At 71.1% G+C, this 9,734-nt stretch carries 7 protein-coding genes and 1 pseudogene; 5 read left to right on the forward strand and 3 right to left on the reverse strand.

Annotation, left to right across the window (positions count from 1 at the left end):
- Positions 1-285: 285 nt before the first annotated feature.
- The 5 genes from FPZ47_RS16100 to FPZ47_RS16120 all read left to right on the forward strand — a co-directional run bounded on the left by FPZ47_RS16100 (position 286) and on the right by FPZ47_RS16120 (position 8,560).
- Complete coding sequence (locus FPZ47_RS16100) at positions 286-1,425, forward strand: PPE family protein (protein WP_144952942.1); 1,140 nt, start codon at positions 286-288, stop codon at positions 1,423-1,425.
- A 75-nt stretch (positions 1,426-1,500) separates the two neighbouring features.
- Positions 1,501-2,625 carry a PPE family protein gene (locus tag FPZ47_RS16105; protein WP_144952941.1) on the forward strand — a complete coding sequence of 375 codons (1,125 nt, stop codon included), beginning with the start codon at positions 1,501-1,503 and terminating at the stop codon, positions 2,623-2,625.
- A 157-nt stretch (positions 2,626-2,782) separates the two neighbouring features.
- Complete coding sequence (mgtA, locus tag FPZ47_RS16110) at positions 2,783-5,398, forward strand: magnesium-translocating P-type ATPase (RefSeq protein ID WP_144952939.1); 2,616 nt, start codon at positions 2,783-2,785, stop codon at positions 5,396-5,398.
- A gap of 106 nt (positions 5,399-5,504) precedes the next feature.
- Positions 5,505-6,893 (forward strand): magnesium transporter MgtE N-terminal domain-containing protein, encoded by a 1,389-nt coding sequence (locus tag FPZ47_RS16115; protein ID WP_425461805.1) that lies wholly within the window; start codon positions 5,505-5,507, stop codon positions 6,891-6,893.
- A gap of 68 nt (positions 6,894-6,961) precedes the next feature.
- The gene (locus tag FPZ47_RS16120; protein WP_144952951.1) at positions 6,962-8,560 is read left to right on the forward strand and encodes an Nramp family divalent metal transporter; all 1,599 of its coding nucleotides are present in this window, start codon (positions 6,962-6,964) and stop codon (positions 8,558-8,560) included.
- A 274-nt stretch (positions 8,561-8,834) separates the two neighbouring features.
- Here FPZ47_RS16120 and FPZ47_RS28415 read toward each other — a convergent pair whose 3' ends face one another.
- The 3 genes and pseudogenes from FPZ47_RS28415 to FPZ47_RS30675 all read right to left on the reverse strand — a co-directional run.
- Complete coding sequence (locus FPZ47_RS28415; protein WP_168209474.1) at positions 8,835-8,984, reverse strand: hypothetical protein; 150 nt, start codon at positions 8,982-8,984, stop codon at positions 8,835-8,837.
- Positions 8,981-9,193: a hypothetical protein gene (locus tag FPZ47_RS16125; protein WP_144952938.1), complete on the reverse strand. Its 213-nt coding sequence runs from the start codon at positions 9,191-9,193 to the stop codon at positions 8,981-8,983. The genes FPZ47_RS28415 and FPZ47_RS16125 overlap by 4 nt, the downstream gene beginning before the upstream one ends.
- Positions 9,194-9,305: 112 nt before the next feature.
- Positions 9,306-9,707: pseudogene (locus FPZ47_RS30675) on the reverse strand (DUF732 domain-containing protein); the annotation flags it as partial.
- Between the last annotated feature and the right edge of the window lie 27 nt (positions 9,708-9,734).

Genomic DNA, 9,734 nt, shown 5'->3' on the forward strand with positions numbered 1-9,734 from the left:
CAGCACCCGAAAAAACTGCACCCACTTCGCCCGCGAGACGGCGCGCCGCGGGCGTCGCCGCATGATCGGCATGTCGCCCATTGCGTCTTAACCGCAAGGGACGCCAATATGTCGCTTTCCTAACGGCAATCGGAAATCCTGGCCGTCGCGGGCGGGGGCTTTGTGACAGCGCGTTACCGTACCGTGGGCCCGAAGCCAGACGTTCGCGCCTTCTTTCCCTGAGTTTGCCCAGCAATTCAGCGCGGTGTCGCAGAATCGCTGCGAGCACAGTCAACGAGAGATGCCATGGACGTCCTAGCCCCCCCAGAGGTCACCTCCGCGCTGATCCACGCCGGGCCCGGAGCGGCTTCGCTGACCGAGGCCGCCGCCGCGTGGCGCCGGCTGGCCGTCGAGCTGGAGAACTCGGTCGCCGTCTACACCTCGGTGCTGTCGTCGCTGGCCGAGTCCTGGGACGGCACTTCGGCGGCCGCGATGGCCGAGGCCGTCCGCCCCTTCCTGCTCTGGCTGCGCGCCACCGCGCAGCAGTCGCGGCAGCTGGCCGTCTCCGCCGAGGCCGCCGCGTCGGCCTTCAGCGTCGTCCACTCGACCGTCGTCCCGCCCGCGCAGGTCGGCGCCAACCGGACGCGACTGCGGCAGTTGCTGGCCACCAACCGGTTCGGGAGCAACACGGCGGCGATCGCCGAGACCGAGGGCCAGTACCAGGCGATGTGGGCGGACAACTTGGCCGCGCTGAGCCGCTACCAGGCGGCCTCGGCGCAGGCCACCGCGCTGCCCCGGTTCGCCTCGCCGGTGACGACCGCCAGCCCGACGGCCGCGGCCGCCCAGGCCGGCGCCGTGCCGACGGCCGGCACCGGCAACGCCGCCTCGGTTCTGTCGTCGCTGCTCGGCTCCGGTTCCGGCGGCCTGGTCAACAACGGCTGGTTCCAGCTGGCCAACACCTGGGGCAACCAGTTCATCTCCTCCGGTTTCCCGCTCAACCTCCTCGGCGTGGAGGCGCAGGTGGCGACCGCCCAGGGTGTGCAGTCGGTGGGCGGCGAGGTCGGCCAGGGCCTGGCCGAGGGGGAGGCCGCGCTGGGCGTATCGGAAGTGGAGTTCGGCAACGCGCTCAAGGCCGTCGGATCGGCCGCGCCGGCGCCCACCGCCGCGATGGGTGTCGGGGTGACGGTGGGCAAGCTGACTGCCCCGCCCGCCGTGGTGGGCCTGTTGCCCGGCGCGCAGTCGCCGGTGCAACTCGCGGCGGCGGCCTCGCCGCTCGGCGCGGGCGAGGGCGGGTTGTCCGCGCTGCCGCTGATGCCGATGATGGTGCCGCCGCCGGTCTCGGCGGGCAGCGGCTGGCGCAAGCGCAAGCAGCAGAAGTTCGAGGACCTCGACTACGGCGTGGAGCTCCCGAAACGGGTGACACCTCGCCCGCCGAGCGGGGGATGAGGGCGGACAATGGCCCCCGGGACAGCGGGATGTCCTGTCGTGCAACGCATTCACGCGCCTCCGAGGTAATGCGGCGTGGATTTTGGGATGCTGCCCCCCGAGGTCATCTCGGCGCTGATCCACGCGGGACCCGGGTCCGGGCCACTGCTCGCGGCCGCCTCCGCCTGGCACCAGCTGGGCCTCGAGCTCGACGAATCGGTGCGCAGCCATGCCTCGGTGTTGACGTCGCTGGGCGGGACCTGGCACGGTCCGGCCGCGGCGGCGATGGCCAACGCCGCCGAACCCCACCTGGATTGGCTGGCCGTCACCGCGCAGCAGTGCCGGCAGGTCGGCTCCTCGGTGCAGGCGGTCGTCGCGGCCTTCGAGCTCACCCACTTCACGGTCGTGCACCCGTCCGTGGTCATCGCCAACCGGACGCGGCTGGCCTTCCTGCTGGCCACCAACTTCTTCGGGATCAACCTGTCGGCGATCGCCGAAACCGAAGCCGAGTACCAGGCCATGTGGGCGAACAACTCGGCGGCGATGTATCGCTACGCCGCGACCTCGGCGGGCGCCGTCGTGCCGGTGCAGTTCTCGTCGCCGCCGCCGATCGCCGACGCGGAGGGCTTGCTGACCCCTGCCGGTGCGGCCCCGGCCTCGACCGCCTCCGACCTGGTCACGTCGGTGCCCGCCGCCGCCTCCGGCGCCCTGGTCGACAATGCGTGGTTCCAGCTGGCCAACGACTGGCTGAACCAGGGCATCGCCGCGGGCGGATTTCCGGTCAACATGCTCGCGGTGCTGGCCCAGTTGGCCACCGCCGGTGGTTTCCAGGCGTTGGGCGGCGACATCGGCGCCGGCCTGTCGCAGAGCGCCGCGGACTTCGCGGCGGTGGAGGCCCGGCTGGCCGGTGCGCTCGGAGCCGCCGGGCCGGCCTGGGCGCCCACGGGGTCGATGGGCGCCGGGGTTCTGGTGGGCAAGCTGACGGCACCGCCCTCGGTGGTGGGGCTGCTGGGGGCCTCGGAGTCGCCGGTTCGGCTCGCGTCCGCGGTGTCTCCGCTCTCTCCGGAGCCCGGCCGGGCGCCGATGGCGATGCCCCCGCTGGGCGCGTCGTCGTCGGGCTCCCCGGGCGATCGCCGCCGCACCGGCCGCGACTACGACGACATCGAGCTCGGGTCGGAGCTACTGGGTACCGTCATGCAGCGACCGCCGTCGGCGGGATGATGCCCGGCGCCGATTGGCCGCACCGCCGACAAGGGAGGTCGTTAATCTCATCCGCTGATCCATTCGCTGATCCGTTCGCTCACGTCGTCAGGACGGTATCGAGCGCAAGCCGGACCGCGCGGCGTGCTGGTCGCGCTCCACGTGTTGTTCCGGCGCCGTGACCGGCGCTGAGCTGACCACCGCGGTGGTCGCCGCGAGCCCGGTCGCCGACGTGCTGCGCCGGCTGGACAGTTCGGCGGCCGGGCTGTCCGCCGCGGAGGCGGCCGCGCGGCTGGCGCGCCACGGCCCGAACGCGGTGCGCACCCGTCACGTCAACGCGCTGGCGGTGCTGGGCCGTCAGCTGCGCAACGCGGTGCTCATCCTGCTGGCCGGCACCGCGGTCGTCTCGTACTTCCTCGGCGACAGCATCCAGGCGATCATCATCGGGATCATCCTGGCGGCCAGCATCGGCCTCGGTTTCCTCAACGAGTACCGCGCCGAGCGGGCCGCGGCCGCCCTGCACGGCGGGGTCCGCCACAACGCGGTGGTGCGCCGCGACGGGGAGTTCGTCACCCTGCCCGTCGCCGCGCTCGTCCCCGGCGACGTGATCCGGTTGTCGCTGGGGGAGGCGGTGCCGGCCGACGTCCGCCTGATCGACGTCAGCGGCCTGGAATGCGATGAGAGCATCCTGACCGGGGAATCGACCGGATCCGAGAAGTCGCCGCAGCCGGTGCCCGCCGGCGCCGAACTCGCCGAATCGTCCGACCTTGCCTTCATGGGCACCATCGTCAGCGCCGGCGAGGCCACCGGGGTGGTGTACGCGACCGGGACCGGCGCCGAATTCGGCCGCATCGCAGCGGGTTTGGAGGAGAGGTCACCCGAGACCGGGTTCCAGGTCGGGCTGCGCGGGTTCTCCTATCTGCTGCTGCAGGTCGCGATCGCGCTGATGGTCGTCATCCTGGCCAGCAACCTGCTCCTGCACAGGCAGGTCATCAACTCCGTGCTGTTCTCGCTGGCGATCGCGGTGGGCATCACGCCGCAGCTGCTGCCCGCCGTGGTCAGCACCAGCCTGGCGACCGGCGCGCGGCAGCTGGCCCGGGCCAAGGTGCTCGTCAAGCGCCTGGTGTGCATCGAGGACCTCGGCGACATCGACATCCTGATCACCGACAAGACCGGCACCCTGACCGACGGCCGGATCAGCCTGGTCGACACGATCGACCCCGCCGGTGCGCACAGCGACTCGGTCCGGCGCCTGGGGCTCATGGCCACCGATGTGGACCCGGAAACCGGCGGGGTCAGCGCCAATCCGCTCGACGCCGCGCTCTGGGAGTCCCCCCGGGCACGCCAGCTGGTGGGCGCCGTGCGCCGCATCGCGATGCTGCCGTTCGACCACGAGCGCCGGGCGACGTCGGTGCTGGTGGACGACCGAGAAGGACGCGTGCTGGTGGTCAAGGGCGCACCCGAACAGGTGCTGGCCCGATGCCGGCTGACGGCCGCGGTGGCCCAAGCGACCCTGGCGGCCCTGTTCGAGGCCGGGCGCCGGGTGGTGGCCGTGGCCGCCAAACCCGCTGCCGGGCTCACCGCGATCACCCCCGCCGACGAAGGTGATCTGATGCTCGCGGGTTTCCTGGTGTTCGCCGACGAACCCAAAGCTGCAGCGCGCCAGTCCTTGTCGCAACTGGCCGACCTTGGCATCGAGCTCAAGATCGCCACCGGGGACAACCCCCGCGTCGCCGAAAAGGTCTGTGCCGAACTGGGTTTGGCGTCCAAAGGCACCATGACCGGCGCGCAGCTGGATTCCCTCTGCGACGACGAGTTTGCCGAGGCGGCGCAACACCACACCATCTTCGCGCGCATCTCCCCCGAGCAGAAGGCGCGGCTGATCGCCTTGCTGCGACGCACCGGCCGATCCGTCGGCTTCCTGGGCGACGGGGCCAACGACGCGCTGGCGCTGCATGCGGCGGACGTGGGCATCTCGGTCGACAGCGCCACCGACGTCGCCAAGGACGCCGCCGACGTGGTGCTGCTGGAAAAGGACCTGGGCGTGCTGGCCACCGGTGTGGCCGAGGGCCGGCGGATTTTCGCCAACACCATCAAGTACGTGCTGATGGGCACCTCGAGCAACTTCGGCAACATGTTCAGCGCCGCCGCGGCCTCGGCGCTGCTGCCGTTCCTGCCGATGCTGCCCAGCCAGATCCTGCTGAACAACTTGCTCTACGACAGCTCGCAGCTGGCGATTCCCACCGACCGGGTCGACGAGGAACAGCTCCAGGCGCCGGCGCATTGGAACGTCGCCTTCATCCGCTGGTTCATGCTGATCTTCGGCCCGATCAGCTCGCTGTTCGACTTCTTGACCTTCGGGTTGATGCTGGGGGTGCTGCACGCCGGCGCCGTCGAGTTCCGCACCGGCTGGTTCGTGGAATCCCTTGCCACGCAGACGTTGATCATCTTTTCCATCCGCACGCGCAAGGTGCCCTTCGTGCGCAGCCGCCCGAGCGCGCTGCTGGCGACCACGAGCCTGACGATGGTGTCGATCGGTGTCGCGCTCACGATCTCGCCGCTGGCGCACACCCTGGGCTTCACGCCGCTGCCGTGGCAGTTCTTCGCGGTGCTGGGCGGCTTCGTGCTCGCCTACCTGGTGCTGGTGGAACTGGCCAAGATGATGTTCTACGCCGAGCCGGTGCGCCTCGTCGGACAGCCGCGCCGCACCCGCGGACGCACCCATCGGATCCGGCGGCGCGCCGCACGCTTCCACTACGTCGACGGCGATGCGCCCGGCGCCGGGACCCGATGACCCGCGCCGCACGTTCACCTGCCGGTTGTGGTCACCGGCGGCGGTCGCGGCGTACGATCTGGCGGCCGAGCCGATAGGGCCACGGAAGTAGCGCGGAGGAGGGCGAGTGAGTCCATCAGATGCGGCGGCCGAGCGGGGCGGGGACCGGCCGGTGATCCACCTGTCGGAGCTGCTGCGGTCGCCGGTGCTGGCCCGGGCGGGCGAGACCGTGGGCCGGGTCGAGGACGTGATCGTGCGGTTGCGCGGGGCCGACGCGTATCCGCTGCTGACCGGCATCGTCGCCGGGGTCGGCGGGCGGCGGGTGTTCATCGGGAGCCGAGTGATCAGCGAGTACAACCCCGACCGGGTTGTGTTGGCCAAGAACAAGATTGATTTGCGCGGCTTCGAGCGGCGTGCCGGTGAGGTGCTGTTGCGCGCGGATGTGCTCGGGCACCGGCTGATCGATGTGGCCGCCGTGGAGCTGGTGCACGCCTACGACGTCGAACTCGAGGACACCGGCGCCGGGTGGGTGCTCGCGCGGCTGGACACCCGGCGCCCGGCGAAGTTCTTCGGGCTCATCAAGAGCTCGGGCGGGCATGCGGCCCGCGACTGGAAGGCGTTCGAACCGCTGATTGGCGACGCCCGCTCCGACGCGGTGCGCCGCCACTGGGGCAGGGTCGGCGGCTTCAAACCGGCCGAGATCGCCGACCTTCTGGAGGACGCGGACAAGGCCGAGGGCGGGGAGATCCTCGACCGGGTCCGCAGCGACCCGGAACTGGAAGCCGACGTCTTCGAGGAACTCGACCCCGACAAGGCCAGCCGTTTGCTCGACGACATGCCTGACGACGAGGTCGCCGCGTTGCTGGGCCGGATGCGCGCCGACGACGCCGCCGACGCGATCGCCGACCTGCGCCAGGCGCGCCGCCGGCGGGTGCTCGACCTGATGCCCGCCCCGCAGCGCACCAAGGTGATCACCCTGATGGGGTTCAACCCCGAAAGCGCCGGCGGGCTGATGAACGTCGACTTCGTGTCGTGTGCCGCCACCGCGACCGCGGGCACGGCGCTCGCACTGATCGCCGACGCCCGCACCCTGCAGCCCGAGGCGCTGGTCAAAATCCACGTTCTCGACGAGGACAGGCACCTCTCGGGTGTGGTGTCGGTGATCGCGCTGCTGCAGGCCGCGCCGGGTGAGCGCGTCGGAGCCCTGATGGACTCCGACCCGGTGCGGGTCGGCGTCGCCGCCGACCTGACCGACGTCGCGCTGCTGATGGCCGACTTCAACCTCTACTCCATCCCCGTCGTCGACGAGCAGGACCACGTGCTCGGGGTGGTCACCGTCGACGACGTGCTGGAGGCCACCATCCCCGAGGACTGGCGCCGCCGCGAGCCCGCGCCCCGCCCGGTCCGGGACATCGTTCAACCCGGAGTTCAACCCGGAGTTCAACCCGGAGCTCAACCCGCGGCTCAACCCGGCGACGAAGGCGACTCGGCAGTGCCGGGAGGGGGAGGGGCGTGAGCGCAGGCGACGAGGGCGCCACTCACGGCGCCCCCCACGGCGCCCCCCAGAACGCCCGCCGCAGCGCCGTGCTCGACAGCGCACACCTGGGCGACATCGAGGGCGCGTTCGGCCGCATCGCCGTGGGCGAGACCGAGCATGCCCGCACGTTCAAGACGCGGCTGCTGACCCTGCTGGCCATTGTCGGGCCCGGCATCATCGTGATGGTCGGCGACAACGACGCCGGCGGGGTGGCCACCTACGCCCAGGCCGGCCAGAACTACGGCTACTCGCTGCTGTGGGTGCTGCTGCTGTTGATCCCGGTGCTGATCGTCAACCAGGAGATGGTGGTCCGGCTCGGCGCGGTCACCGGCGTCGGGCACGCGCGGTTGATCAACGAACGCTTCGGCCGCGGCTGGGGCTGGTTCTCCGTCGGTGACCTGTTCCTGCTCAACTTCCTGACGATCGTCACCGAGTTCATCGGCATCACCCTGGCCGCTGAGTTCATCGGCGTCTCGAAGTACATTGTGGTGCCGATCTCGGCGGTGGCGCTGGTCGCGATCATGGCCAGCGGCAGCTTCCGCCGCTGGGAGCGGGCCATGTTCGTCTTCATCGCGGTGAGCCTGGTGCAGGTCCCGATGCTGCTGATGTCGCATCCCCAATGGACGCACGCGGCGAAGTCGTTTGTGACACCCCGCATTGCGGGTGGGGTGAGCTCGGATGCGGTGCTGCTCATCATCGCCATCGTGGGCACCACCGTGGCGCCGTGGCAGCTGTTCTTCCAGCAGTCCAACGTCGTCGACAAACGCATCACCCCCCGGTTCATCGGCTACGAACGCGCCGACACCGTATTGGGGGCCTTCGTCGTGGTGGTCGGCGCCGCGGCGCTGCTGATGACCGGCGACTGGGCGGCGCGCTCCACCGGCACCGTGGGCGGCTTCTCCGACGCCGGCGCCATCGCGCACCTGCTCGGCCGGCACAGCGAGGTGCTCGGCTCGATCTTCGCGATCGTGCTGATCGACGCCTCGATCCTGGGGGCGGCCGCGGTCACCCTGTCCACCAGCTACGCCTTCGGCGACGTGTTCGGCCTCAAGCACTCGCTGCACCGCGGGTTCTCCGACGCCAAACAGTTCTACCTGTCCTACACGGCGATGGTGGTGTTGGCCGCGGCGGTCGTGCTGATCCCCGGCGCCCCGCTCGGGTTGATCACCACCGCCGTGCAGGCGCTCGCCGGCCTGCTGCTGCCCAGCGCCAGCGTGTTCCTCCTGCTGCTGTGCAACGACCGGGAGGTGCTGGGGCCCTGGGTGAACCGGCCATGGCTGAACTGGGTCGCCGGGCTGATCGTCGGCATCCTGCTGCTGCTGTCGGGGATCCTGATGGCGACCACGCTGTTCCCCGACATCGACGTCGTCGCCGTCGCCGGCTACCTGTCGCTGGCCCTGCTGGCGCTGGCCGCCGCGGCGGTACCGGTGCTGCGCTGGCTGGCCCGCCGCCAACCCGCCCGGCCGGCCGCGCACCTGCCCGCCCGCGGAGTCGACCGCAACACGTGGCGGATGCCGCCGCTGACCCTGCTGGAGCCGGTCACCTGGTCACCCGGCACCCGCCTGGGCATGATCGCGCTGCGTGGCTACCTGGTGATCGGCGCCGCGCTGCTGATCGTCAAAGCCGTCCAACTCGGCGCCCGGTAGCGCCACGATCCCTGGCCATGCGCGACGCACATGCGCCTCGACCCGGCTCGCCGCGACTTCGAAAGCCGCGCCGAGCGAACCAGGCGCGATCGCATCGACCTGCGGGGCGCGGTGCCGGTCGGGCAACGACGCGCGCGGCGAGCCCGTCGCGACCGTGCCGCGGGCGGACTACCGCGCGTTGGGGCCCGCGTCCTGCGGGTCGGCCGGCGCGGGCCCGCAGGCCCCGTTTCGTCTGATCGCGGAGCGAAGGGCCGCCCTTGCTGACGGTCTGCGGTCAGTCGGGGCAACTCAGGACGGTCAACGGGTTAGGGTTCGGGCTCGGGTCGGCGCCCGACGGCGCCGGCACGGCCACCGCGACAACGGCCGCGACGGCGGCGCCGACGAGCAGCCTCGCGATCACCCCCGGCGAGGGTGGCGGAGTCATCGCGGGACCGAGATCCCCTCGAGGTCCGTCAGCGCCGTCTCGATTCCCTTGTTGATCTCATCGGCCACCGCGGGGCCACCCATCGGGACCGGCTGCGGGCAGCCGCAGCTGAGGACGTTGAACGAACTGGGATCGGCGCTCGCGGGCGCCGCCGTTCCCGCCGCAGCCGTCCCCGCGATAGCGACACACGCAATGAGTTTCGTGACCACCCGTGGCTCTCCAATATCGACGGTGCCCGAATTTTAGCCGGTGGCGTCGGTTGCACGTCAACATCGCGTAGCGGCGTATCGGGGGTGACGACGAGATGTACTGCGGGCAGTAGGCCCGCATGCTGGCGCCGACGAGGTATCCCGCGTGGTAGCCGTCGAGCCGGCTGTTGCCCATCACCTCGGGCGCGACCCGGCTCGGCGCCACGCCGCGCCGCAGTGGGTTGCAGACCCGGTGGGCGGCGGCGATCGCGGCCGCCGCGATCAGGGCGGCCAGTCTCGGGGTGGGCGTGATGTCTCCGGCATGTCTCGGTCGACGAAGTCGACGAAACGGCGGGTACAGCAAGCTCAAACAGGTTGGCCGGACCGCCTCGCCGACGCGGCGGTTCGCGCCGCACGCCGCGCCCATTGCGTCGCCGGGGTCGGGTCGAGTCGGTACGTTAGCGGGCATGCCGTTCGCGCGATGGTTGTCGTGGGCCGCTATGTGGGCCGCTATGTGGGCCGCCGTGGGGGCCATCGTGGGGGCTGTCACATATACACATCT

This window comes from Mycobacterium helveticum (assembly GCF_007714205.1).
Taxonomy (GTDB): Bacteria; Actinomycetota; Actinomycetes; order Mycobacteriales; family Mycobacteriaceae; genus Mycobacterium; species Mycobacterium helveticum.